This is a genomic window from Thalassobacillus sp. CUG 92003 (genome assembly GCF_013618635.1).
GTDB lineage: Bacteria > Bacillota > Bacilli > Bacillales > Halobacillaceae > CUG-92003.
On the sequence record NZ_JABLSJ010000002.1, the window covers coordinates 343,735 to 369,170 of the forward strand.

Annotated in this window: 20 protein-coding genes; 12 read left to right on the forward strand and 8 right to left on the reverse strand. The window is 45.3% G+C overall.

Annotated elements, in window-relative coordinates; genetic code table 11:
* Positions 1 to 75: 75 nt before the first annotated feature.
* A complete protein-coding gene (locus HOP45_RS04320; RefSeq protein ID WP_181347680.1) occupies positions 76 to 1,233 on the reverse strand; it encodes a S1C family serine protease in 1,158 nt (385 codons plus the stop codon).
* Between the two features lie 190 nt (positions 1,234 to 1,423).
* Between HOP45_RS04320 and HOP45_RS04325 the strand changes: the two genes are divergently transcribed.
* From HOP45_RS04325 to HOP45_RS04350, 6 genes are all read left to right on the forward strand, one after another.
* Positions 1,424 to 2,116 (forward strand): response regulator transcription factor, encoded by a 693-nt coding sequence (locus HOP45_RS04325; RefSeq protein WP_181347681.1) that lies wholly within the window; start codon positions 1,424 to 1,426, stop codon positions 2,114 to 2,116.
* On the forward strand, positions 2,113 to 3,486 hold the full coding sequence (locus HOP45_RS04330; protein ID WP_181347682.1) for a sensor histidine kinase: 1,374 nt from the start codon (positions 2,113 to 2,115) through the stop codon (positions 3,484 to 3,486). The genes HOP45_RS04325 and HOP45_RS04330 overlap by 4 nt, the downstream gene beginning before the upstream one ends.
* A complete protein-coding gene (locus tag HOP45_RS04335) occupies positions 3,476 to 3,994 on the forward strand; it encodes an acyl-CoA thioesterase (RefSeq protein ID WP_181347683.1) in 519 nt (172 codons plus the stop codon). Before HOP45_RS04330 ends, HOP45_RS04335 begins: the two co-directional genes overlap by 11 nt.
* 355 nt (positions 3,995 to 4,349) lie before the next feature.
* Positions 4,350 to 5,741: an alanine/glycine:cation symporter family protein gene (locus tag HOP45_RS04340; RefSeq protein WP_181347791.1), complete on the forward strand. Its 1,392-nt coding sequence runs from the start codon at positions 4,350 to 4,352 to the stop codon at positions 5,739 to 5,741.
* 94 nt (positions 5,742 to 5,835) lie between these two features.
* A complete protein-coding gene (locus HOP45_RS04345; protein ID WP_181347684.1) occupies positions 5,836 to 7,734 on the forward strand; it encodes an ABC-F family ATP-binding cassette domain-containing protein in 1,899 nt (632 codons plus the stop codon).
* A gap of 671 nt (positions 7,735 to 8,405) precedes the next feature.
* Positions 8,406 to 9,647, forward strand: a complete 1,242-nt coding sequence (locus tag HOP45_RS04350) for an aminopeptidase (RefSeq protein ID WP_181347685.1) — start codon at positions 8,406 to 8,408, stop codon at positions 9,645 to 9,647.
* A 50-nt stretch (positions 9,648 to 9,697) separates the two neighbouring features.
* On the opposite strand, the gene HOP45_RS04355 is transcribed toward HOP45_RS04350, so the two are convergent.
* On the reverse strand, positions 9,698 to 11,176 hold the full coding sequence (locus tag HOP45_RS04355; RefSeq protein WP_181347686.1) for a hypothetical protein: 1,479 nt from the start codon (positions 11,174 to 11,176) through the stop codon (positions 9,698 to 9,700).
* Entirely contained in the window at positions 11,169 to 11,711 is a 543-nt protein-coding gene (locus HOP45_RS04360) for a sigma-70 family RNA polymerase sigma factor (protein ID WP_181347687.1), read from the reverse strand. The genes HOP45_RS04355 and HOP45_RS04360 overlap by 8 nt, the downstream gene beginning before the upstream one ends.
* A 233-nt stretch (positions 11,712 to 11,944) precedes the next feature.
* Here HOP45_RS04360 and HOP45_RS20630 point away from each other — a divergent pair, with 233 nt between their 5' ends.
* Positions 11,945 to 12,400 (forward strand): hypothetical protein, encoded by a 456-nt coding sequence (locus HOP45_RS20630; protein ID WP_255437478.1) that lies wholly within the window; start codon positions 11,945 to 11,947, stop codon positions 12,398 to 12,400.
* Between the two features lie 82 nt (positions 12,401 to 12,482).
* On the opposite strand, the gene kynB is transcribed toward HOP45_RS20630, so the two are convergent.
* The 3 genes from kynB to recQ form a co-directional block, all read right to left on the reverse strand.
* Complete coding sequence (kynB, locus tag HOP45_RS04370; protein WP_181347688.1) at positions 12,483 to 13,103, reverse strand: arylformamidase; 621 nt, start codon at positions 13,101 to 13,103, stop codon at positions 12,483 to 12,485.
* A gap of 10 nt (positions 13,104 to 13,113) precedes the next feature.
* The gene (gene kynU, locus HOP45_RS04375; protein WP_181347689.1) at positions 13,114 to 14,394 is read right to left on the reverse strand and encodes a kynureninase; all 1,281 of its coding nucleotides are present in this window, start codon (positions 14,392 to 14,394) and stop codon (positions 13,114 to 13,116) included.
* A gap of 62 nt (positions 14,395 to 14,456) precedes the next feature.
* Positions 14,457 to 16,595 (reverse strand): DNA helicase RecQ, encoded by a 2,139-nt coding sequence (recQ, locus tag HOP45_RS04380; protein WP_181347690.1) that lies wholly within the window; start codon positions 16,593 to 16,595, stop codon positions 14,457 to 14,459.
* Between the two features lie 117 nt (positions 16,596 to 16,712).
* On the opposite strand from recQ, the gene HOP45_RS04385 reads away from it, so the two are divergent.
* The 4 genes from HOP45_RS04385 (at position 16,713) to HOP45_RS04400 (ending at position 21,696) form a co-directional block, all read left to right on the forward strand.
* Positions 16,713 to 17,651 (forward strand): NADP-dependent oxidoreductase, encoded by a 939-nt coding sequence (locus tag HOP45_RS04385; RefSeq protein ID WP_181347691.1) that lies wholly within the window; start codon positions 16,713 to 16,715, stop codon positions 17,649 to 17,651.
* Positions 17,652 to 18,401: 750 nt separating this feature from the next.
* Entirely contained in the window at positions 18,402 to 19,859 is a 1,458-nt protein-coding gene (locus tag HOP45_RS04390; RefSeq protein ID WP_181347692.1) for a circularly permuted type 2 ATP-grasp protein, read from the forward strand.
* A complete protein-coding gene (locus HOP45_RS04395; protein ID WP_181347693.1) occupies positions 19,852 to 20,814 on the forward strand; it encodes an alpha-E domain-containing protein in 963 nt (320 codons plus the stop codon). Before HOP45_RS04390 ends, HOP45_RS04395 begins: the two co-directional genes overlap by 8 nt.
* A gap of 30 nt (positions 20,815 to 20,844) precedes the next feature.
* Positions 20,845 to 21,696, forward strand: a complete 852-nt coding sequence (locus HOP45_RS04400) for a transglutaminase family protein (protein ID WP_181347694.1) — start codon at positions 20,845 to 20,847, stop codon at positions 21,694 to 21,696.
* A gap of 44 nt (positions 21,697 to 21,740) precedes the next feature.
* On the opposite strand, the gene brnQ is transcribed toward HOP45_RS04400, so the two are convergent.
* The gene (brnQ, locus tag HOP45_RS04405) at positions 21,741 to 23,060 is read right to left on the reverse strand and encodes a branched-chain amino acid transport system II carrier protein (RefSeq protein WP_181347695.1); all 1,320 of its coding nucleotides are present in this window, start codon (positions 23,058 to 23,060) and stop codon (positions 21,741 to 21,743) included.
* Between the two features lie 219 nt (positions 23,061 to 23,279).
* Between brnQ and HOP45_RS04410 the strand changes: the two genes are divergently transcribed.
* Positions 23,280 to 25,133, forward strand: coding sequence for a cation:proton antiporter (locus HOP45_RS04410; RefSeq protein WP_181347696.1), 1,854 nt, complete (start codon positions 23,280 to 23,282; stop codon positions 25,131 to 25,133).
* Between the two features lie 65 nt (positions 25,134 to 25,198).
* Here HOP45_RS04410 and HOP45_RS04415 read toward each other — a convergent pair whose 3' ends face one another.
* Positions 25,199 to 25,384 (reverse strand): SE1832 family protein, encoded by a 186-nt coding sequence (locus HOP45_RS04415; RefSeq protein WP_181347697.1) that lies wholly within the window; start codon positions 25,382 to 25,384, stop codon positions 25,199 to 25,201.
* Between the last annotated feature and the right edge of the window lie 52 nt (positions 25,385 to 25,436).

Genomic DNA, 25,436 nt, shown 5'->3' on the forward strand with positions numbered 1-25,436 from the left:
AAAAGCCAGGCTATGGCCGTCCTAAAACGGCGATAGCCTGGCTGAAAATTTATAAAGGGGGTCAATGAACTTTAACTATTGGGAGGAAAGTTCAAGGTTTACGTTCGTTTCTTTACCGTTACGATAGAGAGTCAGTTCAACTTGTTCACCTGTTTCAGCTTCATTGTAAAGGTACTTGCGAAGTTCGATGAGGTTATTTACTTGATTACCCTCGATGGCGGTAATGACATCGTACTTCTGCAAGTCAGCTTCAGCTGCTGGTGTTCCTTCTTTGACACTTGCGACCACAACACCTCCTTCGAGTTTGTTAGGGAGATTAAGCTCCTGTCGCTGGATAGCTGCTGGCACCTGGTTAAGGTCTTGCAGGGCGACTCCCATGTATGGCCGTTTTACTTCACCATCTGCTTCTAAGTCTTGGATGATCGGCTTTGCAACGTCCATAGGAATAGAGAATCCGATGCCTTCAACTTCAGCTTTGGCAATTTTCATCGAATTGATTCCGATGACTTCTCCCTGCAGGTTGATTAACGGCCCGCCGCTATTTCCGGGATTAATGGCAGCGTCTGTTTGCAGGACTTCTGTCTGCCAATCGGGCTGCCGGTCGCCGTTTAAATCAACGGGGATGTTTCGATTTAAACCGCTGACGATCCCTTTAGTAGCTGAGCCTGTCAATTCCATGCCGAGTGGGTTGCCGATGGCAATGGCTGTCTGACCAACCTCTACGTCTTCGGTTGATCCTAATTCAGCAACTTTATCGACATGTTCATCATTTATTTGTAAAACGGCCAGATCTGAGAAGGGGTCACTGCCTTTCAATTCGGCTTCAACTGTTTGACCACCATTTAAAACAACTTCAAGGCTTGAAGCATTTTCAACGACATGATGGTTGGTTACGACAAAGGCATTGCCGTTCTCCTGTTTATAGATGACCCCAGAACCTGTGCCGGCTTTTTGCTGCTCTTCTTGCAGGGCATTAGTTGCCCCCTGCATGCTGTTAACCCCTACCACAGCAGGAGATGTTTCTTCCACTGCTTGGGTGACTTCACTTTTATCTTCGAGAGTGACTTCATCTGCTTGTGCCGAAGGTTTGTCTGTATTGACTTCTACAGAGACACCCTTCCATTGAAATACGGTGGTGACGACAAATATAGCGATAATAGCACCGAGGACACTGTAAGCAAATCCAGAACGTTTTTTCTTTTGTTGCTCAGTGTGATGTTCTCTATTAAACATGTTTCAAAACTCCTTTACGAAAAGAATGGTTCAGGGCAATTACGATTAGTTCACTTTATATTCTAGGTTAGAGGTGCGGCATGATTTTGGAGAAAATGTGGAAAAAGTGTGTAAATGAACAAAGGAGTAAGAAATGGTTTTATGGAATATGACATGATAGGAAGAGGAAGTATAGTAAAGGGGTTATGATATGGAACATCATATTGGTATTGTAGAAGATGACCCGAATATTCGAGATATTGTAACTGGTTATTTATCGAAAGAAGGCTATCACATAGATGCAGTCGGTACAGCGGAGGACGCGTGGGAATTATTTGAGCGCACGCCTCCTGATTTATGGGTGCTGGACATTATGCTCCCCGGGATGGACGGTTACGAGTTTTGTAAAAGTGTCAGGCAGTCGTCTGAAGTTCCAATCATCATCATTTCTGCAAAAGATGATGAAGTGGATAAAATTCTCGGGCTGGAACTAGGGGGCGATGATTATTTAACGAAACCGTTCAGTCCGCGAGAGTTGGTTGCTCGTGTCAAACGGCAGCTCAAACGCTGGGACGTGATGCAGCCTGGTGCTGGGGAGTCAGGAAAAAGTTTATTTTCCGGCGATTTAGAATTGAACATTGAAGAACGACGTGTGTTCTGGGCCTCTGAGGAAGTGGATGTCACAGCGAAAGAGTTTGAAATGCTGAGAATACTGACTGAACAACAGAATCGTGCTTTTTCCCGGGAAGAATTGCTTGTAAAAATTTGGGGAAGCGATTATTTCGGTAGTGACCGCGCAGTGGACGATCTTGTGAAACGCTTGCGAAAGAAAATGAAAGACCTTCCCCTTGATACCGTTTGGGGTTTTGGCTATCGACTTAGAAGCGGCGGCGGTTCAGGATGAAATTGCTTTATCAGCTAAATGCGGCCTTTACCGTGCTGCTTTTAGTCATTATGTCGATTACGGCATTTTTTATTTACTCATTATTAATGGATATGCTTGTGCAAGATGAGCAGCGCCAGCTCCAGGCAAAAGGGGAATTGCTCATTGACGTCTTGAATGAAGAAAACGAGTCGATCAAAGCGTCTCAATTATCACAGCTTGTACAGGATGATGATTTTAGAATTCTATTGCTCGATCAAACACAAGGTGAGCCTGTTTACTCGACGCTCCCAGCTGAAACCTCAGCGGATTGGGCTGCTCGCTATAATCAAGAGTTGCATGAACAAGATTTATGGGAAAGCGCAAATGAAAGTTTTGTTGTCTATGATTTACCGATAACCCCGCGAGAGAGCGGGCTAGTACTTGTCATGGCCACGCCGTTGAATGATTTGCAGGCCGTGCAGTCCGTATTTGCTACACGCATGATAGCCGTACTGCTGATCGGCCTTGTGCTGGCTGTCACACTGAGTTACTTTTTAACGCGCAGGTTAGTCACGCCGTTGACGCGTTTGAAGCAAGAACTGAAAAAAATAGAAAAGCGGCAATTTGAGGCCATTGAACCGATTAAGGCGAGTGGTGAGATTAAAGAGGTGGAACAAAGCGTCCGGCATACAGCAGCAGAATTAGAGCGTTATATTCTATCGCAGAAACAATTTTTTCAAAATGCTTCGCATGAATTGAAAACACCTCTTATGTCCATTCAAGGGTACGCCGAAGGGATAAGGGATGGTATTTTTCAAGGAGATGAGGCTGATCGTGGACTCAACGTCATGGTCAGTGAAACGGAGCGGCTCAAGAAAATCGTAAATGAAATGATTTTACTTGCTAAACTGGAGAGTAATGAGGATATCTACCATCCCGGAGAAGCAGACGTGGTCAACCTCCTTATCCAGGCCAAGGATCGATTATACCCGCTTGCCTCGGAACAGGAAGTGGACATTCGCGTTGAAGAAACAGGGTCGTTCATCACATACGTGGATGAAGAAAAAATTCTGCAAGCCTTAATTAACATTATTGGTAATGCTATCCGTCATGCTGATGCTGTCATCACGATTGAAAAAGAAGTACAAGACCAGAACATTACGATTAAAATCGTTGATGACGGGGATGGGATACCCGACGAACTCCTGCCTCACTTATTTGAACGTTTCATTAAAGGAAAAGAAGGAGAAACAGGATTAGGATTAGCCATTTCAAGAGCGATCATCGAACGAAGCGGCGGGAAAATCCATGCCTATAATAACCCTGTTCAGGAGGGTGCTGTGTTTGTGATCACCTTGCCGAAACAAGCGGACGATAAATTAAAGGAGCGTGACCATCATGAAAGCTAAAACATGTATAGATTCTTTGGCGATCAAAAATTCGCATGTGCTGCCACCGGATACGAACAGCCATGGTACATTATTTGGAGGAAGATTAATGGGCTATATCGATGATGTCGCTGCGATTGCTGCAACAAGACATTGCCGCAGTCCTGTCGTAACTGCCTCGACCGACTCTGTCGATTTTTTACATCCGGTTTATGAAGGGGACACCATTTGTCTAGAAGCATTTGTTACGTGGACCCACAACACGTCAATGGAAATATTCGTTAAAGCGATAACAGAAAACTTGCTCACCGGAGATCGAAAGTTGTGTACAACAGCGTTTCTCTCTATGGTCGCCGTCGATGAAAACAACAAGCCGACCGAAGTTCCACCTGTTCAACCAGTATCAGAAGAAGAGAAATGGCTCCATGAAGGTGCTCCGAAAAGGCATGAAGCAAGAAAAGCCCGGCGCAAAGAATCCAAAGGGATGGCCGACATGTTCGGTACTGATTTGCCGTGGAATAAAGCGTAATAACGAAAACTGCTCGGGATGACAGGCTGGTTCGACAGATAGCTGGTAAAAAGCGATATTTTGACTATTTCTGCAGCCTCCCGGGCTGTTTTTTTGCTTTCAAGGAAGAAATTGCTCTCAGGTTGCTTGCATAGCACTCGAAGTTGCTTACAAACCAGTAAAAGTTGCGTGCATATGCAGATAAGTTGCATGGAAAACGACTAAACTCAATCATATGCTCTATTTCAATTTTCACTTTTCCTGGGACAGAATCATTGATACAGTGGGAGATATTGGATGAAACGTTCAAGAATGTCAAGTTTTGAAGGAGGCAGCAGGTGTGTTAGAGACATTACTCAGTGAGTTAAATACGTACATGTGGGGCTACATATTGATAGCCGCTTTATTAGGTTTGGGATTGTGGTTTTCCATTCAATTAAAGTTTGCTCAATTCCGGTATATTCCTGAAATGTTCCGCGTGTTGTTTGATAAACGTGCCATATCGGCGAAAGGTAAAAAAGGCACCTCAGCATTTCAGGCTTTTACCATCAGTACCGCTTCCCGTGTTGGGACGGGCAATTTGGCCGGGGTGGCAGCAGCGATTTCATTAGGAGGTCCTGGCGCCGTATTCTGGATGTGGATGATTGCCCTTTTAGGAGGAGCTTCGAGCTTTATCGAAAGCACCCTCGCCCAAATCTATAAAATTCCCGAGCGTAACCAGTACCGGGGCGGCCCTGCCTACTACATGGAAAAGGGGTTGAATAACCGAAAATTAGGGATCGTGTTTGCGGTTATCATTACGTTTACATATGGACTTGTCTTCAGCTCTGTCCAGTCCAATACCATCCGCTTGGCTTTCGAAAATTCGTTCGGTACTGATCGCTGGGTTATGGCAGCCATCCTCACGCTTATCGTCGGGTTGATTATTTTTGGCGGTTTAAAGCGGATTGCACAAGTAACGCAGTATATCATTCCGATTATGGCTGTCTTTTATATTATTTTAGCTTTCTATGTGTTTTTTAATAACTTCGGGATGGTACCAGATATGGTTGCGATGATTTTTAATGGGGCGTTTGGTTTTCAAGAGGTAGCCGGCGGAACAGTCGGTGCAGCCCTTATGAATGGCATCAAACGTGGCTTATTTTCGAACGAAGCTGGTATGGGTAGTGCCCCGAACGCTGCAGCGACGTCTGAAGTGACGCACCCCGTTAAACAGGGACTCATTCAGACGCTTGGCGTTTTCACCGACACGATACTCATTTGCAGTGCGACGGCATTCATCATCATGGTGTCCGGCGATTACGTGCAGTCAGAAGCAGACGGTATCCAGCTCACTCAATTAGCATTTGAAAATCAACTCGGGCAATGGGCTTCGATTTTTATCGCTGCTGCTATATTTCTGTTTGCGTTTAGTTCAATCATCGGCAATTACTATTATGGCGAGACCAATATTGAATTCATAAATAACGGTTCCAACGGGATTTTTATTTATCGAATTGCCGTGTTGCTTATGGTGATTTTCGGTGCTATGTCCGAGTTCACGCTGGTTTGGTCGTTAGCTGATTTATCCATGGGCATCATGGCGTTGATTAACTTATATGCCATTGCCAAATTGTCTAAGGTCGCTTACGCTGCTTTGCAGGACTATAGCAGGCAAAAAGCGTCCGGACAGGATCCGGTCTTCTACCAGGATCATTTGCCGGGTGTATCGGGCATGTCTTATTGGAGACGTGATCAAACAGCTGAAAAAGAACAGCAATCCTCTTAACGCGAGCGAATGGCCTCCGAACCGCGTGAATCGGTTTTCGGAGGCTTTTTATGATATCATGGAACACAGATTGAAAAATGTAAGGATGGTTGTAATGAGCATATTAGCCGTAGACCAACTCAGTAAAAATTATGGCGATAAACAGTTGTTTCAAGATATATCGTTTCACGTCTCAAAAGGACAGCGAATCGGTCTGATCGGCGTAAATGGTACAGGTAAATCCACATTATTGAAAGTCTTGGCGGGGTTGGACTCTCCGGATCAGGGCACAATGAAACACGCTAAAGATTTTCAGATTGAATACTTGCCTCAAGAGCCTGAGCTTGAAGAAGATCGGACAGTGCTGGAACAAATTTACTATGGGAATACAGATGTTATGGTAACGTTGCGGAAATACGAGGAAGCCCTGATTGCCCTGGAAGCTGACCCTTCTAGCCAAGACGCTCAAAGTCAATTGATCAACATGCAGCAGAAAATGGATGAACAGGATGCCTGGGAAGCGAATACCGTTGCTAAAACTGTGTTGACGAAGCTCGGGATATCAGCGTATCACAAAAAGGTTTCTGAACTCTCAGGGGGACAAAAGAAACGGGTGGCGATTGCAAAATCACTCATCCAACCCGCTGATTTGTTGATTCTTGATGAGCCGACGAACCACTTGGATAACAACACGATCGAATGGTTGGAGGATTACCTGGCTCATTATCGCGGCGCCTTGATTGTGGTCACGCACGATCGTTATTTCTTGAATCGTGTCACCAACTTGATTTATGAACTGGATCTTGGCCGGTTATATATCTACGAGGGGAACTATGAAACGTATTTAGAAAAAAAGGCCGAACGGGAAGAGTGGGAGCTGCAAGCTGAGCAGAAATTGCAAAATACGCTGCGAAGAGAACTAGCCTGGCTGAAACGAGGACCCAAAGCGAGAGGAACGAAACAGAAAGCCAGGAAAGAACGCGTCGAGTCTCTACAGCAGGAAAGCTTCTCACGACAGAACCAATCGGTCGATATGGATATAGGCTCAACGAGACTTGGTAATCAAGTGATTGAGCTGAAAGATGTCAGCAAATCGTTTGCCGGCGTTCCGTTTATTAAAGATTTTAACTACTTGGTCGTACCTGGCGAGAGACTGGGTATTATTGGACCAAATGGATCGGGTAAAACAACGTTGTTGAACCTTATGGCTCAACGGCTTCAGCCTGACCAAGGTGAAGTGAATCTGGGGAACACCGTCAAGATCGGTTATTATACCCAAGACCATCAGGAAATGGATGAAAAACTGCGGGTGATTGAGTATATTAAAGAAGCGGCGGAAGTGATTACGACCAATAAAGGCAAAGAAATCACCGCTGAACAAATGCTCGAGCGTTTTCTTTTTCCGCGCTCCCAGCAATGGAGCTATATCGGGCGTTTATCTGGAGGGGAGCGTCGTCGTCTTTATTTACTACGCGTGTTGATGGGGGAGCCGAACGTATTGTTCTTAGACGAACCGACCAATGATTTAGACACGGAAACCCTCAGTATCCTTGAAGATTACCTGGAACAGTTTCCTGGCGTAGTGATTACGGTTTCTCACGATCGTTACTTTTTGGATCGTGTCGTAGCTAAACTCCTCTCCTTTGAAAACACGGGAGAGATTCAACCGTTTTACGGGAACTATAGCGAATACATGGATGAGCAGAAACAAGTCAGACAAGAGGCTGTAACCAGTGAAACACAATCCGAACCAAAACAGCGGCCAGAGCGATCGGAACGAAAGCGTAAACTCTCTTATCGCGAGCAAAAAGAGTGGGACACAATCGAAGATGACATAATGGAAGTGGAGAACAGCCTGGACGCAATTAAACAGCAGATAGCTGATGCAGGAAGCGATATTGATCAAGTTCAGGACCTTTACCAGGCACAAGAGGATAAAGAGAAAGAACTAGAAGCTAAAATGGAACGGTGGGAAGAACTTTCCCTGTTAGTAGAGGAGATTGAAAAAAGCTAGGGTAGTGATAAAGCAAGCAGTCGGATGCCGATATGCTTGCTTTTTTATTGCTTGGCACTGTTAAAGTTTAGTGTTGATATGACTAAAAAAATAAGAACTTCCAATTTTATGGGAGTCCTTCATTTTTTATATATTGGGCTAATTCAACTAAAACCCCGCAATAATGGAAGAGTTATAAAAACTCAAGACTTAATCCAACGTAGATTAAAAGTGACACAATGGCAAATCCAGAAAAGAATAATCCTTTCTGAAACCTTGTCCAATTTTTCATCCACCCCCAACGCTTTCGATCTACATCTAACCAAAAGATAATCCACTACTACCACTAATAAAACAATTACTAAAGCTGCGGAGATACCCAAAGAACCCCTCCAATTCTGTAAGTATTTTAACTATATCATCATCAATCCAAATAATACCAGGAAAGAAGTGAGATACTCATTATATGTATTTATCTTGAATTCAAGTCTTCAACTAATCTGCCCTATAGTGAAAAACTCCGTTTCGAGATAAATATCAAGTCAGAGCTCCCGGGCGCTTGCGCCTTTTTTCTGTGAAAATCACGAAAATTGTCGGAAAAAAAACGATAAAAAGCAATGAACAACATTTGTAATCAATTTGAAATATGAAATAATAGACAATGTGAAACTATGGAAAGTGGGGATGAACTCATGCCAGAGACTAAAATGCTGGAGCAATATGCTGAACTAGCACTACGAACAGGTGTCAATCTTCAACATAATCAAAAGCTTATGATTAATTCCACCATTGAAGGTGCAACGTTTACACGTATCGTAGCACGGAAAGCGTATGAACTTGGTGCGAAGGACGTTCACATTAATTGGACGGATGATGAACTCACACGCTTAAAGTTTGAATATGCTGACCAGGACGTTTTGGCAGAAGTGCCGGAATGGAAAGTTAAAATGTATGACACGTTTGCAGAAGAGGGTTCTGCCGTCTTGTCGATCAGAGCGACGGATCCTGACTTACTGAAAGGAATCGATCCTGCCAAAATTGCGGCCGCTAACAAAGCCGGCGCTCAAGCAATGAGTAATTTCCGCAATTACACGATGAACGATCGTATTCAATGGTCGATTGTAGCCATACCTATTGATGCATGGGCGCAGAAGATATTCCCGGATGAGCCGGCAGAACAGGCGAAGGAAAAGCTTTGGGAGCAAATTTTCAGTATTGTCAGAGTGGATCAAGACAATCCGGTCGAAGCATGGCAAGAACATAACGACATTCTTGCTCAGGCGCGGGAATTTTTGAACCGCAGGCAATATCATACGTTGGTTTATAAAGCGCTGGGTACAGATTTGAAAGTCCAGCTGCCTAAGAATCATATTTGGAAAGGCGGATCAACGACCACGGAGAAGCAGAATATTCCATTTAACGCTAATATGCCGACAGAAGAAGTATTCACTGTCCCGCATAAATATGGGGTTGATGGCGTTGTCTCCAGTACGAAACCCCTTAATTACGGGGGCAATTTAATTGAAAATTTCACCCTAACATTTAAAGATGGCAAGGTCGTGGATTATCAGGCAGAAAAAGGGCAGGACACGCTGCAGCATTTGCTGGATACCGACGACGGTGCCCGGAGGTTGGGAGAATTGGCACTTGTGCCGCATCACTCACCGATTTCTCAGTCTGGCTTAATTTTCTATAACACGTTATATGACGAAAATGCATCCTGTCATTTAGCGTTAGGAAAAGCATATCCGAATAGCTTGCAAGGCGGGTCCGATATGGATGAAGCCGACCTTGACCAGAACGGTGTCAATCACAGCCTGACGCATGTAGATTTCATGGTGGGATCTGGTCAACTGGATATTGATGGTGTGTTAGCCGACGGAAGTCCCGAGCCATTGATGCGAAAAGGAAATTGGGCAATCGAATTTGAATAATGCCAAACGTAAGGACCTGAACGATAATTTAACGCGTTCAGGTCCTTCTTTTATTCTGGCGGGCTTTCCAGAACGTCTATGCCATTTTCTTCTAACTGTTGCCATTCACCCGATAACTCTTGTTTATCTAAAACAACCGTTTCCAGGTTATCCAATTCCAATAGTGCTGATACATTTTCCGGTTGGACGTAAGGCGTGCGGATATCGAGATATCGTAAAGTGTCCAGATTACTGAAACTATTGAGATCCGCTCGTGCGTCCCGAATGGTCAACCTCTCCAGGTTAGGGATGCGAGCAAGGTGTTCTGCTGGAATAACGGTTCGTTCTAGCGTAATCGCTGAGAGCCCAGTCATCTCATTGTAGTAATCTGCTTTTGTTGCTTTAACTGAGAGCATACCACTACCAGAGTGGCTGACTGCCAATTGTCCCACTTGGTTCAAGTCTTGCCTTGTTACGTTCTGAGGTTCTTTACCTGCAGATTGAGCGATCGCCTCCACCATCGCTCCGCTAAAGCCGATTTGATATTTTTTCTGTGATTGGGCTTGACCGTCAACATAAACGAACCCATCTGACTTGAAGTTAACGGCACGTCTAGTTTCTCCATCTTCGGCTAAATACGTGTAAGATCCCGAACGCACACGGTCGTTACTGTCAAAGGTAAGTGTGAAACTGAGACCGATATGACCCTGCTTGAATTGGTCAAGTGATATATCGCCTTCCTCGTTAAATGAAAGGTCATCTGTAGCAAAATGGTAATATTCGCCTACCATTCTTTCACCTAAATCAACGACGTTTCGACGTGAATAGTTGCCACTGCCAAAAGCTTGCTTGGCCTGGCTGATGGTCATGCCGTATTGAAATTGACTTTGAATATCATCTGCTTTTGCTTGGACCTGTTCAAATGGCACACGCTCCGGTTCTTCGGATTCGGAGTCCTGTCCGTTATCGTTATTATTCGAGTTGTTATCTTGTGAGGTTCCCTCGTTTTGATTGTTGTCGTTAGAAGAGGGGTCGTTCGTGCTGTCATTACCGTCTGGTTGCTCAGAATCAGATCCTAGCTCTGGTTCAGACTCTGATTCGGCATCTGATTCGTTGTCTGTTTCACGCTCGGACTCGTTCTGTTGATTGTCGTCCCTGTTCGGTTGCTCTTGTTCATCGCTTTCCTGCCCGTTCTCATCTTCTTGTTCATCCGCCGTATCAGGTGTCGAGTCAGGTTCCTCCTCAGGAGTCTTTTCCAAATCAGGATCTTCATAAGAGCCCAAATCTTCCTTGCTTTCACTTTCGGGAGCATCCGTTATAGGCTTCGTAACAGATTCGAACGGAGATTCTTCCGCTACAAAGTAGAAGCCGCCGCTCATCACACCTAAAAAAAGCAAAGCGGTTACCAATTTCGGCCAAAAATAATGCGTCCAGCTGCTACGTCCAGCCATTTTTTTTTGGTTGTAGAAGCGTTCTTTGTCTTTATCGGTGAAAAGGGGCTTTTCCCCGATTTCTTTATCAATGGCTTTTTTCAGCTTCGTGTTATTCATAGGATATTTCCCTCCCATCCATCTTCTCTTTTAGAAGATCTCTTGCCCGCTGCATGCGTGTTTTCACAGTTGAAACGGGCACCCCAGTCGTCTCTGCTATTTCGTGTTGCGTGTAATTTTGATGATACGTCAAAATCATGACTTCCCGATATTTGACCGGAAGATTTAAAATAGCCTGGGCGATTTCTCCCCAATGTTCGTCTTCGATAACGGCTTTTTCTGCACTTTGCTCATCGCCTTTATCTACCCATTGATCTTTTACGAGCTTAATACGATGTAAGGGAGATCGAAGGTAATCTTTGCAACGATTAATGGCAATCCGCATCGCCCATGTTTTCAATTGGGAGTCACCCTGGAATTGATCCCATTTCCGATAGATTTGAATTAGAACTTCTTGAAAAATATCGTCAGTCGTGTGGAAGTTCTTAACGTATGTATAAATGGTGCGTTTAATGGCTTCACCATAGTGATTCATTATATATTCGATCGCTTGGTCGCGTGTGAGTTCTTTGTGCGGTTCAGGGTTTCCGGTCACCGGCAAGTCACTCCCTTCAAATATATTAGACGATGCTCACGTATGTAAGGACTGAAATTTATAGAAAAATTCTCAAACATTATACATACCCATCTCACTTTGATTGAAACATGAAAAAGTAGAGCAATCAAAATCATAGCGGCTCTTTAGAGGGTCAAGTTTAAATGTTTTCGGATGCAGGGTATATTAGTAACTAACTCTGATAATAGATAAGGTACAGGTGCTTGCCACGCTTGGGCGGTTATGCGCCTTGCTTGGGCGATTATGCTCTCGACATGGGCGATTGTGGGTCGAATATGGGCGATTCATCCGCACTTGGGCGGTTATGCGCCTCCCTTGGGCGATTTTACCTTCCGCATGGGCGATTGTGTGGCAAACATGGGCGATTCATCCACACTTGGGCGGTTATACGCCTCCCTTGGGCGATTCCGACCACGCCTTGGTCGAATAGTCCTGGGGAGGGAACTGTAGGTTACATAAATGTAAAGAAGGGAGATGAAACGATGCCGGAATCAGGACCAGGACCAGAAAGTGAATTGATGGGATTTCAAGCAAACCCTAACGAATTTGGCAAATGCAATAATTGTGGGAAAGTATTGACCTCAAAGAAAGAAGAGAAGGTAAAATTATGTAAAGAGTGTCAAAAGCGGCATAAAGATCAACGACCTGACTATGGTGAAGCTGAATGACCACAAAAAACCGCTGGGGTATTAGGACCCAAGCGGTTTTTTGTGTTGTTTATGTGGTTTCGCTAGATAGAAGAGGGGCTGATTAATATTGACGAAGAACGGCTCTGACGGGGCAGCCGTCAGCTTGTTCTGCTTTCAACGGAAAGGCCATGAGTTCGTAGCTTCCTGGCGCGACATGATCCAGTACAATACCTTCTAATATGAGGACGTCATTGGCATTCATAGACTGGTGCGCTTTAAGGTCTTTGCTGTTTTCAGGGTCAACTGAGGGTCCGTCTACACCGATTAAATCGATTCCATTTTCTTTGAGATACGTTCCGAGGTTTTCGTCTAGCACAATGTAATCCCCTGGGAATTGGCTGCGATCTTCCCATGTATTGGAGCGGATCAAAAGCTTACTGACACCGGTAAGTTCAAAGGCGGCTAAATCCTCTGCTGTCACGACGTCTTTTCCTTCCATATTGACGACAAGTGCGTCGCCTATGAACCGGTCAACCGGGATGTCCGCAATCTTCAATCCATCGTTATCATAATGAAATGGAGCATCCACATGGGTAGCTGTATGGGCGCTCATTTGTAAGTGCCCCACATTTACCGCACCTGTTTCTTCCATCGTAGCCGATAAACCATAGTGAAAGGAGTGATCTCCGGGCCAGGGGGGTGTTTGATTATTCAATGTCATTGAAATATCGATGAGTTTCATAGTTTCCTCCTTACGCGATAACACCGCGTTCTTTTTTGTATTGTTTAAAGAGCTCGTTCTCCATTATGGAGCGAAGTCGCTTAACCATATCATACACGTCTGTAAAAGTAGTGTATAACGCGGTTGGGGCTAAACGGATGACGTTAGGTGAACGGAAATCGGGTATGACGTCTTTATCTTTTAACGCTTTGCATATTCGCACAGCTTCAGGGTGTTCTAAACTGACGTGGCCGCCCCTGCGTTCCTGCTCGATCGGGTTCGCAATGGAAAAGTCGTAGTCTTTCAGCTCTTGCTGGATCAAGTCCATCATTAAACGGGTTTGCCACAGTGATTTTTCGCGCAGCCGTTCGATACCGGCTTCGTTGAACATCTCAAGGGAGCCGAGCAGGGGAGCGGAACTTAAAATATGGGGGGTTCCGATTTGGAAAGCTCCTGCAGTTTCGGCAGGTGTCAGGTCGTGTTCCATGTCGAATTGTTTATCTTTACGCGAGCTGAACCACCCGGCCAATCCCGGCGTTCTGCCAGCGTGCTTGTTATGGACAAACAACCCTCCAACGCCTCCAGGGCCGCTATTCAAGTATTTATAGGTGCACCATACAGCAAAATCCGCTCCGATGTCATGGAGCTCATGGGGGAGAGCCCCGATGGAATGAGCGAGATCCCATCCGATGGTGATATTTTTTTCCCGTGCCGCTTCCGTTACTTTTTTCATGTCAAGCAACTGCCCGCTGCGGTAAAGGACGGATGGAAGCAGGATAAGCGCTACATCGTCTGTCATGGCTTGCAGGATGTCCGCTTCATCCAATGTACGTTGGTCGTGACTCTCGATTTGGATGAGATGGGTCTCAGGATCATAGCCGTGGAGGGTCAATTGGCTTTTTAGTGCATAAATATCAGACGGAAAATTCAGCGCATCAGCCATGATTTTCGTTTTGCTTCCCTCTGGCTTGTAGAAAGTAGCAATAAGCTGGTGAAGATTTGTCGTAATCGATCCTGTGCTCACGACTTCATCTGGTTTTGCACCGATGAGGGGCGCTGTTAACCTCCCCAGTTTTTCAGACATGTAATACCACGGCTCCTGGCCTTCGCTCCACCCATCGATGCCATGAACCTTCCAATCTTCAAGTGACTGCAGCAGCGCGGTTTCTGCCCGCTTGGATAATAAGCCGAGTGAATTGCCATCCAGGTAAAGCGTGCCGGGATTTATGTAGAATTCCTGCTTGTAATCAGAAAGCGGATCCGTCTCATCAAGCAAAAGGGTGTCTTGTCGTGTGATTTCAGGCTGTGTCATCGTTTGGCCTCCTTTCTTTCAGTATAACGTAAAGCGGGACCGATGGGTTATTCATGCACATCTCAAATGATCCCATGTTTGGTTAATACAGCGCGAAGGACCCGGTACGTGTACGTGTTTGGTAATGCTTCCTTAATAGGTTTGAGTTTGGTTTCTTCTAGTTGGTTTTGGGCCTGTAGCACTTCAGCTTCCTGCGCGTCTGTAAACCATTCACTCCAATCGATTGTAGCTCCATCTTTAACGGCTCGAAAAATATGATTTTCCACTGTGATCTCTGTAATCCCTCGTTCGGTCGCGACCGCTTCAATAGGCAGCTGGTCTGTTTGCCACATGCGAAAAGAAATGAGGTGACTGGGGCCCTTGTCGTTACGATCAACAGGCTGCTTTTTTACTGGAGCGGCCGGTTCGGATGGAGGAACGGGTTGGGCATGCTGCTGCCACGGTGTTAACGCTTCTAAAAATAATTCGCCATAATGGTCGAATTTTATCTCCCCGATGCCTTTGATGTTAAGCATCTGTTCTTTCGTTTGCGGTATATAGCGCGCCAAATCTTTCAATGTAGCATCTGAAAACACCACATAAGGCGGAAGGCCGTCATGGTCTGCAATGGACTTACGAAGCTGCCGAAGCTCTTCGAATAGGGCTTCATCATAATCAACCTCAACGGTGGCTGTAGGTTTACTTGCTATCATCCATACTTCGTCATTTCCTTTTAGCACATCGACGGCTTGTTGTGTCAGGCTCAAAGTCGGATAGCGGCCATTGCCGGGAGTCAAGAGGTTTTCTGCCGTTAAGAAATGAATGAGGTTGACGATTTCTTTTTCATTGTATTGCGACAATACGCCGTACGTCGATAGACGATCGAACTTGAACGAGCGGACTTTCTGGTCCTTGGATCCACGTAACACCTTAGCTGTCAGTCCCGCCCCGAATTTTTCTCCCATGCGTTTGACACACGAGAGAATCTTTTGAGCTTCCTGGGTCATATTCTCCTGTTCCCCTGTATACGTGCAGTTGGTGCATTTCCCGCAGGCCTCATGGGGGAACGGGTTATTGAAATAATCCAGGATATACTGCTGTAAGCACCGGTGAGTATGGCAATAGTTGACCATGGATTGAAGTTTTTCATATTCGTTGACTTTTTTATTGTCTTCTAAATGCGATTGCTCAATCAAATATTTTTGCAGATGGATATCCTGACCTGAGAATAGCAGAATGCAGTCGCTTGGCTCTCCATCCCGCCCAGCGCGGCCTGCCTCTTGATAATAGGACTCAATATTCATCGGCAGTGAATAATGCATGACAAATCGAACATTGGATTTGTCGATGCCCATGCCAAATGCATTGGTTGCCACGATCAAAGGTGTTTCATCCTGAACAAAATCAGTCTGTGCCTGTTTTCTGTTAAGCTCACTCATCCCCGCGTGATATTTCCCCACCTGATATCCTTTTTTGGAAAGAAAATGCTGGAGCTGGTCCGCATTCTTCCGGGTGGCGGTATAAATGATGCCTGACTCGTGAGGGCGTTTGTCCAAGTATTCCTTTAAAAACTCACGTTTATCCCGTCCTTTGACAATCTGAAAAGCTAGATTTTCCCGGGCGAAGCCGGTATTGACAATGTGGTCTTCTTCAACATGAATCAAGTGTTGAATATCACGGACGACCTCCTGGGTAGCGGTGGCTGTCAAAGCCATGATCACAGGAAGGTTACGCAAACTATGGATAGTGGAGACGATTGAACGGTAACTAGGACGGAAATCATGTCCCCATTGGGATATGCAATGGGCTTCGTCAAACGCAATTAAAGCCAAAGGTGTTTTTTGAACGGCGTTCATAAAATTAGGCGCATCGAACCTTTCAGGAGCGACGTAAACAAATTGATAATCTCCATTTTGCATAGCTTGCACCCGGCTGCGTTGCTCGTCATGGCTCAGCGAGCTATTGATATAGGTCGCGTCGATGCCTAGAGCCGTCAGTCCGTCCACCTGATCCTTCATTAAGGAAATCAAGGGCGAGATAATGATCGCTATGCCTGATTTTACAAGACCCGGGATTTGATAACATAAGGATTTACCGCCTCCCGTTGGCATCACAGCTAGCGTATTTGCATCGTTTAATACTCTATTTATTATGTTTTCCTGCCCTGGGCGGAACGAGGAATATCCATAGTATTCGCTCAGTATCTGTTTAGCATTTTCCATGGCATGGCTCATCCTTTTTAAATTCTTTTTTTATCCTATCATGTTTCGCCAGTTTTGAAAGGGGAAAAATCTTTATGTAGCTATTAAACTGGAAGTAAGTGTAAGGAGCGTAAAAACATGAAAGCTGTTGTTATAGAAGCATATGGAGATAAGGACCAATTGGTAGAGAAACAAGGAGAAGTCCCTGAAATAAACGCGGATCAAGTGTTGGTGGAAGTACACGCGACTTCGATCAACCCGATTGATTGGAAGTTGCGCGAAGGCTATCTTAAAGAAATGCTCGATTTTGATTTTCCGATTACACTTGGCTGGGACGTGGCAGGTGTCGTTGCTGAGACAGGGGCAATCGTAACAAAATTCAAAGAAGGCGACCGTGTATTCGCGCGTCCTGAACTGACACGGTTTGGTACGTATGCGGAGTATGCACCGGTCGATGAAGATTTACTTGCACACTTGCCGGATTCGATTCCATTTGAAGAAGGTGCAGCGGTTCCGCTGGCTGGTTTAACCGCACGACAGTGTCTGGTGGATGTCGGAAATGTAGCAGAAGGGGATCGGGTGTTAATTCACGCAGGTTCAGGCGGAGTCGGCAGTTTTGCTATTCAGATCGCGAAAGCACGCGGCGCTTATGTAGCTGCTACTGCTAGCGGTGAAAATGAGGTGTGGGTTAAAGCGTTAGGTGTCGATCGTTTTATCAACTATGAAATGGAAAATTTTCATAAAGCGTTGGAAGGGTTTGACTTTGTGCTTGATACGTTAGGAGGAGAAGTCCAGGAGAACAGTTATCAGGTATTGAAACAAGGTGGAACACTTGCCTCTATCGTTCAAAAGCCGAATGAAGACAAAGCTGCCGAATACGGCGTGACCGCTGCGAGTGTGTGGCTCCAGCCTGACGGGGAGAATCTTGCCGAGTTGGCAGAATTGATGAATAAAGGCATGCTTACGGCCGTGGTCGGGCATCGTTATGATTTTTCACAAACGGGATTAAGAGATGCTCATGCCGCAAGTGAGTCGCATCATGCTAAAGGAAAAATCGTGATTCCGATTCATTCATGATATAATAATAGCACCAGATAGTTTCCAAGTGTTAACTATTTGGTGCTTTTTTTAAGATAGTACTGTTAAATGTTGTAGGTGATGGACCACACGAGCATTCCTCAAATATTGGTCAGGAATCTGTAAGAAATGACGGGGTTCGTTAATTTTAAAAGGGTGAGGGGTGGCTTTGAAACAACTCGCTTTCCTGCGGGGCACCGGCGAGCCTCCTTTTCCTGGTGGTTTGCGCTAAATGGAAGAGCTGCCTTATTTTATCCAGCTGCGGCGTCTAGCGGCTAGTGTGACTTCCCTCGCTTCTGTGCGATAAGTCAACATCGAATCACGTCGTTCTTCGTGTTTCCTTTATCTCCTCCAGCTCAGTCCAGTCCATACGCCGCTGACCAAGACGCCTCCGCTTTCAGAGGGGAGTCTCGCCGTTTCAAAGCCACCCCTATCGATATTGCAATTGGACGAACCCGGGCATAGAGTGGATCGTGTTTTAGAACGATTCTCGTGCATGAAACACTCTGGAAACTTAAAGCATCTGATGTTTCCGTGCTACTTTATGAAAAGCCAGAAGGCCCGCTCACCAGGTCTTTGAGGCAATTCACCAAACGCCTGCAAGAACTTGTGAATCTCTGGGCCTTCCAACGCCATCGCTCTCAACAGGCATTACTAGATTTTAGTATTCCATAAACGAGATTATAGGAAACATGCGATTTAACAGAGCCAAGGTTTAAATTCATCTATCATTCAAAAAGGAGGCTGTTAATGAACAACTATAAGGTTGCATCTTATTTTGATGAAATGTTACAAGACGAGAATAAGCCGAAGCCTCATTATCAGAGATTTCATCGATTAATGGAACAATACACAGAGGACGAACTGCGCGAAAAACATGAGACAGCTCAAATGAACTTTCTCAGACAAGGCATTACGTTCACCGTTTATCACGAAGCGGTCGGAACAGAGCGGACCATGCCGTTTGATTTCATCCCGATCATCATTCCGACTGATAAATGGGCGCAGATCGAGAAGGGTATGAAGCAACGCGTCTCTGCACTTAACGCTTTTCTTGATGATATGTATCATGACCAGGAGATTATAAAAGATGGACTTATTCCACGCGAATTGGTGGAAACAAATCCTAATTATTACCACAGTCAAGTGGGTGGGTTGGATATCCCGCTTAACAATCATATTTTTCTGGCTGGAATCGATCTGATTCGCGACGAGCAAGGGGAGTATCGTGTTCTTGAAGATAATTTGAGAAACCCCTCAGGCATGTCCTACGTGTTTCAGAATCGTTATGTCATGCGCCAAGTGTATCCGGAACTCTTTTTCCAGCATTCAATTGAAACCCTCGAGCATCAACTATCTATGCTTCACCAATCCCTCTTAAGCCATGTACCACCAAATGCAATTGAACCATTAGCTCCAACAGCCGTACTCCTGACTCCGGGCATGTTTAATTCCGCCTATTACGATCACGTCTTCCTGGCCCAGCAAATGGGCATTGAACTCGTGGAAGGAAGGGATCTGTATGTTCGAGATGACAAAGTGTTTATGAAAACGATACGCGGTCTAAGGCGTGTTGATATCATCTACAAACGAATTGACGATGATTTTATGGACCCCGAAGCTTTCTGGCCTGATTCAGAACTCGGTGTACCGGGTTTATTACGCGCCTATCAGAAAGGCAATGTTTCCATATTAAATGGTATTGGGAACGGTATAGCAGATGACAAGGCCATGTATGCATATGTTCCTGATATGATTCGTTATTATCTTAATGAAGAGCCGCTAATCAAAAATGTCCCGACCTATTTCTTAAGTGATAAAGCACAGCGGGATGAAGTGCTTGAAAAGCTGGATCAACTGGTTGTCAAAAATGTCGGTGCTTCCGGTGGCTACGATCTGCTGATCGGTCCTCAGGCTTCCCCTGAGGAAAGGGAGCAGTTCCGACACAAAATCATGGAAAATCCTGCGAAATATATAGCCCAGCCTACTATTAAACTATCGCGTGCTCCCGCTTTCCAAGGTGATGACTTTTACCCGTGCCACGTTGACTTGCGCGTGTTTGTGATGGGCGGAAAAGACAGTCATGTATTACCTGGCGGGTTATCTCGTGTTGCTCTAAAGGAAGGGTCGCTCGTCGTGAACTCCTCACAAGGCGGAGGCGGTAAAGACACATGGGTATTAACCGAAGGAGAGATCAATCATGCTTAGTCGTGTAGCAGATTCGCTTTATTGGATGGCTCGTAACATAGAACGTGCGGAGACAAATGCACGGGTCCTCAGTGTCCAGTTGATTCATATGCTAGAAGTATCTGAACAGCATGTATCAAACCGCGATTGGGAAGAAATCATAGAAATCAGTGCATCGCTATCAGATTATTATAGTGGTCATGACGGAATAGAACGGGAAGAGGTTATTCACTATTTGACTCAAGACAGGCAAAATTTTAATTCGATCAGTAATTGCATGATTTATGCACGTGAAAATGCGAAAGCTACACGGGATATGATCCCTGATGGCTTATGGGAAGTGCTGAATCAGTATTATTTAGAACATACAGGAGAATCTCGCTTCAGTTCCTACCAACAAGCGCAGCATGCTCTTCAACTGACGATGCAAACCTCCACCACAGCACAAGGTATCGTGGAGTCGTCGATGACAAGGGGAGTGCCTTATGCCTTTCTTAAAATCGGAAAATGGCTGGAACGCGCTGAAAAGACGGCTAGAATTCTCAATGTGCTATGTGAAAAGACACTTAAGGAAAAGCAGGCCGCCAATGTCAGTAATTATTATTATTGGTTGACGGCTCTACAACAAGTAAACGGGTACAATGCCTATATTAAAGAATACCCGCCTACAATGAAGCCGGAGCATGTGCTGTCGTTCATTATCGACAACCGGGGTTTTCCAAGGTCGATCCGTTATTGCATCGATCACGTGATGGAAGCCATCCATCACTTGGAAGATGGGAAAATTTCGCATTACTCCCAGCAACTGTTTCATACACTGGCGACTGTACAAGAGGAATTTACGGCTGCCCACATTGATGATATGAGCACTGAAGAGTTGATGGCATTTCTTGATCGCTTCCAGAATCGCTGTCAGGAGATGAGTCGATTGTTTTCAGAAACCTATTATTTGATCGACCCTGTTAAGATAAAGTGAAAGCACCTTTCACTTGAGGAGGAAAATCGAGTGAAATATGAAATTGAGCATGTGAACTTGTTCCAGTACGAGAATTTCGTAGATCAGAGTATGAATAATATTCGACTCAAACCGAGGACTGACGAATGTCAACGGTTATTGGCATACCGAACTGAAATCAGCCCGGCTTCTATGACGAAAGAACATATCGATTTATGGGGCAATCATGTGGAATCGTTTTTTATCCCGGAAAAACATGAGCATTTAATGGTTAAGACGGTATCAACTGTCAGTATTCAAAAAAGCCCGTTCCTATTCATGATGGCGTATACAAAAGAAATGCGTGACATCTTCCTTTCAGCGCTGTTCAATCGTCATTATCTGGCTTATTTAAATGAGACCCCCTATACCTTTTTATATCAGGAGCAAATAGACGATATTGTCAATCAAGTAGGGGACCCGAGTGATCCGCTTCAGTTTTCCATTCAATTAATGGCCTTTATCCATCATTCCCTCCGTTATGATGGTGAAGTGACTGAAGTGTCTACCAAAGCATGTGAATCCTGGCCGTTAAAAGCAGGCGTCTGTCAGGATTATGCTCATATTATGTTGGGCGTGCTCAGGGCGAAAGGCATACCCGCGCGGTACGTGAGCGGTTATCTTTACGTTGGAGAAAATTCAGCATTAGTGGGCGACTCGGCTACACATGCCTGGGTGGAAGTGATGATGCCAGGGATAGGCTGGGTTGGGCTGGATCCCACCAACAATGTCGAAGCACTCGAACAACATATTCGTGTTGGCACAGGACGTGATTATGCTGATGTGAGCCCGCTTCAGGGCGTTTATCGTGGGGGAAAGCACACACTTGATGTGAATGTCTCTGTCACGTTATTGGAGAAATAGAAAGGGTTTGGGAAGGCTGTCGGGAGAAACCCCGGCAGCCTGATTTATGAATCAAGGGCGATATGACCATTCTGCCGGATTTTTATCAGATGCCATACCCATCCGATAAGACCGCCCGCTAGAGCCGGAATAAGCCATCCTAAGCCTTGCTCAAACAAAGGAAGTATGCTCAGGTATGAGTGAACAGCGGCAAGGTCAAGGCCGAATGCTGTTAATCCGTCATAGAGACTCATTGCTGCAGTGAACAACAGCGCACCACGATAGACATAAGGGGAACCTTGGAAGACGGGATGGATAAATGTCAATAAGACGAGTACGATAGCCACGGGATAAATGAAAACCAGCACCGGGACAGAAAAGGCAATGATCTGATTGAGACCAACGTTAGTAATGGTCAGGCTCAAAAGTGTAACAATTGAAATGACGGCTTTATAAGAGAGAACCGGGAATTGGCTGGAAAAGAATTGTCCGCAGGCTACAGTCAATCCGATACAAGTCGTCAGACAGGCTAACGCAACAAGGACCCCAAGCAGCAGGGCGCCGGTAGAGCCGTAAATCAGGTTAGCGGCGCCTGACAGGATTTCGCCACCATTGGTGAAGGTGCCCTTGTCAGCCATTCTAGAACCGATCCAGCCGATTGATGCATAAACAGTACTCAAACCGATGGCCGTTACTCCGCCTGCTTGAAGCGTGCGAAGCATAACGCGGCGGCGTGATTGGACCCCTTTTTCATGAAAAGCAGTCATCACAATGATGCCGAATGCCAGCGCTGCGATGGCATCCATCGTGAGATAGCCTTCAATGAATCCTGTGAAAAAGGGCTGCGTTTGATAGGCGGAAGAGGGGGAGGCAGGTTCTCCCTTAAGCCCCCATAGACTCCCGATGACAAGTGCAATGATCGTTAACAAGAGAGCAGGTGTCAGCCATTGCCCGATGCGATCTACGAGTTTGGATGCATTCAGACTGACAATGAAAACGAGCGAAAAAAAGGCGATCGAAAAAAGCAGCAGCCACTGTGAGGACGGAGTGGTAATTAACGGGGAGACGCCCATTTCATACGCAACATTCGCCGCTCGTGGAATGCCGAAAAAGGGTCCGATTGCCAAGTAGACGATCGACGTGAAAATGACCCCGAACCACGGATGGACTCGTTGCCCCAACTCTACTGCTCCGTTTCCCACCAATGAAATGGCTGCTACGGTAAGAATCGGAAGACCTACTCCAGTCAATACAAACCCTGCAATGGCCGGCCAATAGGCGGTTCCGGCGCTTATGCCGAGGGAAGGGGGGTAAATCAAGTTCCCTGCTCCGAAAAACAACGCAAATAACATGAAACCGACAAATACGGTGTCTCGTCTTCTCATAGCTGCTCCTCCTGTTGATAAAGTCTTTGCCGCAATCGGCGCGAAATAAAGGACTTCGTAATACTATCAATGTCAAAAAATTATGTCAACGTAAATCACTCAGCTAAACATGAGAGTTTACATATAAGAGAGAGGAATATAGAATATTTCTATATCTTGTTAGTAAAGAATAGCTGTAAGGAACGATTTCAAAGTCTGTCGGAATGAGGAGACATGTCAATGCCTGAATCGCTTTTGCTTGAATTAATGCTCATAGGTCTCCTAGGCATCGGCTCACAATGGGTTGCTTGGAGATACCGTTTGCCTGCTATCGTGGTTATGTCAGTCGTTGGACTGTTAGCAGGTCCAGTGCTTGGCATTATGAACCCCGAGCAAGATTTTGGGAATCTCTACAGTCCCATTATCTCATTAGCTGTAGCCATTATCTTATTTGAAGGCAGTTTAAACCTTGATTTTAAAGAAGTGCGTGGACTTGGGCGTCCTGTCTTTCGTATCGTTTCAGTCGGCGCCTTCTTGAGCTGGATTCTCGGTTCATTGACAGCCCATTACATTGCAGGCCTCTCCTGGGCGGTGGCTTTTGTCATCGGGGGTTTATTTATCGTCACCGGTCCCACTGTCATTTTACCGCTATTACGTCAATCCAAGCTCAAACCAAGGCCGGCTAAAATATTGAAATGGGAAGGCATTATAGTGGATCCTGTCGGGGCATTGCTCGCTGTCTTCGCCTTTGAAATCATCCAGTTTTTATTAGGAAACAACGTGAATCCGACCGTCTTGTTATCCTTTTTCTTAGCTTCCTTGTTCGCTGTCATATTAGGTTGGGGGTGTGGCAAGTTAGTCGGTTGGATGTATGAAGTCGGTTACGTACCGGAGTATCTTAAATCACCCTTTGTCTTCGTCATCGTGCTTGCCTGCTTCACAATTGCGGATGAAGTGACCCACGAGACGGGTTTATTATCTGTTACGGCCATGGGGATGACCCTCGCCAATATGCATATTTCCTCGATTGCGGATATGCGCCATTTTAAAGAGAATATATCGTTATTATTAATATCGACTATATTTGTCATGTTGACGGCTTCCCTCACCCGAGATACCTTGATGCAGATTTTTAATATAGAAATCATCGGATTCGTACTATTGATGCTCTTCGTTGTGCGCCCATTAGCCATTTTCATCTCGACGATCGGCACGGATTTAACCCGTGCTGAGAAATTGCTGGTCGGCTGGATAGCGCCACGCGGCATCGTTGCCCTGACTGTTTCCAGTTATTTTGCCACTGTATTATTACAGGAAGGGTTCGAAGATGCTGCTATATTGACGTCGATTACGTTTGCCTTGGTTATCACAACGGTTGTGGCTCACGGTTTTACCATTCAGGCCATGGCCAAGAAACTGAATTTGTCTATCGAAGGGCCGCCTGGATTGCTGATGGTCGGAGGGAGCACGTTTACCACAGGATTAGCACGGACGCTCGGACAAATCGACGTGCCCGTCCTCATTAGCGACTCTTCCTGGGAACGCCTTACAAAAGCGCGCAGGGCAGGGGTTTCCTCCTATCATGGTGAAATTCTTTCGGAGCAGACAGAGTATTATTTGGATATGACGCCCTATGATTATATGATTGCGGCGACGGAGCTCGACTCCTATAACGCGCTTGTCTGTACCACATTCGTCCCTGAATTTGGGCGCAACAATCTGTTTCAGTTAAGTCTGCGCAACCAAGAAGGAGATAATCTTCAGAACTTAGTCCATACCATCGGGGGGCGCGTCTTGTTCAAGGAAGGCGCTTCGTGGGAAATGCTGAATGATAAAGTTGAAAGTGGCTACGTCTTTAGAAAAACGAGCATCACAGATCACTATACCTTTAAGCAATATCTCGAGAATATAGACGAAAACGCATTGTTGTTATTGGTCAAAAAGCCAAGCGGAAAACTTGATTTCTTTACTGTAGAAAATGAGGCTTTTGTTGAAAGCGGGGACATCGTTGTAAGTCTGACCCCGCCTAGTAAAGAATTTGAAAAAATTCAGGAAAAGCTATCTGAAAAGCGTAAGGAAAATAATGAAGAATAATCGTTCTGTATCATGAAATATGGGGAAGGTTTACGGGTTCATTCGTACAACCTTCCCCTTTTGAATTAAGAACGTTCAGCTTGCTCCAGTTTACGGTTCAACTCTTGCAATTCTTCTTCAATCCGTTTCAGCTGTTGTTCCGAATTCTGGATGTTACCACCCGCTGCTTCCACCTTGTCCAAATCACCTTGAATCCTCATATAATCTGATTTCAGTTCAGCAATTTGGGATTGAATCTCTTTTTTATTCATATTATCACCTCTCATACTATTGTAGTGGTTGCGTCAATCTGTGTATAATAAG

What these genes read in the sequence shown, in the direction of transcription:
- HOP45_RS04320 (WP_181347680.1), bottom strand. Translation starts at nt 1,233, where the DNA reads ATGTTTAATAGAGAACATCACACTGAGCAACAAAAGAAAAAACGTTCT.
- kynU (WP_181347689.1), bottom strand. Translation starts at nt 14,394, where the DNA reads ATGACACAGCCTGAAATCACACGACAAGACACCCTTTTGCTTGATGAG.
- HOP45_RS04325 (WP_181347681.1), top strand. Translation starts at nt 1,424, where the DNA reads ATGGAACATCATATTGGTATTGTAGAAGATGACCCGAATATTCGAGAT.
- brnQ (WP_181347695.1), bottom strand. Translation starts at nt 23,060, where the DNA reads ATGAGAAGACGAGACACCGTATTTGTCGGTTTCATGTTATTTGCGTTG.
- HOP45_RS04415 (WP_181347697.1), bottom strand. Translation starts at nt 25,384, where the DNA reads ATGAATAAAAAAGAGATTCAATCCCAAATTGCTGAACTGAAATCAGAT.
- HOP45_RS04350 (WP_181347685.1), top strand. Translation starts at nt 8,406, where the DNA reads ATGCCAGAGACTAAAATGCTGGAGCAATATGCTGAACTAGCACTACGA.
- HOP45_RS04410 (WP_181347696.1), top strand. Translation starts at nt 23,280, where the DNA reads ATGCCTGAATCGCTTTTGCTTGAATTAATGCTCATAGGTCTCCTAGGC.
- kynB (WP_181347688.1), bottom strand. Translation starts at nt 13,103, where the DNA reads ATGAAACTCATCGATATTTCAATGACATTGAATAATCAAACACCCCCC.
- HOP45_RS04355 (WP_181347686.1), bottom strand. Translation starts at nt 11,176, where the DNA reads ATGAATAACACGAAGCTGAAAAAAGCCATTGATAAAGAAATCGGGGAA.
- HOP45_RS04335 (WP_181347683.1), top strand. Translation starts at nt 3,476, where the DNA reads ATGAAAGCTAAAACATGTATAGATTCTTTGGCGATCAAAAATTCGCAT.
- recQ (WP_181347690.1), bottom strand. Translation starts at nt 16,595, where the DNA reads ATGGAAAATGCTAAACAGATACTGAGCGAATACTATGGATATTCCTCG.
- HOP45_RS04390 (WP_181347692.1), top strand. Translation starts at nt 18,402, where the DNA reads ATGAACAACTATAAGGTTGCATCTTATTTTGATGAAATGTTACAAGAC.
- HOP45_RS04345 (WP_181347684.1), top strand. Translation starts at nt 5,836, where the DNA reads ATGAGCATATTAGCCGTAGACCAACTCAGTAAAAATTATGGCGATAAA.
- HOP45_RS04385 (WP_181347691.1), top strand. Translation starts at nt 16,713, where the DNA reads ATGAAAGCTGTTGTTATAGAAGCATATGGAGATAAGGACCAATTGGTA.
- HOP45_RS04330 (WP_181347682.1), top strand. Translation starts at nt 2,113, where the DNA reads ATGAAATTGCTTTATCAGCTAAATGCGGCCTTTACCGTGCTGCTTTTA.
- HOP45_RS04340 (WP_181347791.1), top strand. Translation starts at nt 4,350, where the DNA reads ATGTGGGGCTACATATTGATAGCCGCTTTATTAGGTTTGGGATTGTGG.
- HOP45_RS04395 (WP_181347693.1), top strand. Translation starts at nt 19,852, where the DNA reads ATGCTTAGTCGTGTAGCAGATTCGCTTTATTGGATGGCTCGTAACATA.